The sequence below is a fragment of the Komagataeibacter intermedius TF2 genome (genome assembly GCF_000964425.1).
Classification (GTDB): domain Bacteria; phylum Pseudomonadota; class Alphaproteobacteria; order Acetobacterales; family Acetobacteraceae; genus Komagataeibacter; species Komagataeibacter intermedius.
Genome location: NZ_BANF01000371.1, coordinates 1 through 252 on the forward strand (window position 1 = coordinate 1; position 252 = coordinate 252).

The window sequence follows — 252 nt, forward strand, 5'->3', positions numbered from 1 at the left end:
AGCCCGGAGAGATACCTGATCTGGCGCGTTATGATCACGTCATCATCGCCTGTTCCTTTGGCAAGGATTCCCTCGCCAGTACCCTGCACCTGCTCGAAAAGGGCGTGGCGCCCCAGCGCATCGAGTGGTGGCACCATCGTGTGGACGATGACGGGGACGTTTTTGACTGGCCGCATGTGCCGGATTACGGGCGGCATCTGGCTGCAGGCCTTGGCGTCAGGCTGTATTTCTCCGCGCGCCAAGGCGGGATCG

At 61.9% G+C, this 252-nt stretch carries 1 pseudogene; it reads left to right on the forward strand.

From position 1 onward, the window contains the following. A pseudogene (locus B7449_RS23050) lies at window positions 1-252 on the forward strand (phosphoadenosine phosphosulfate reductase family protein); the annotation flags it as partial.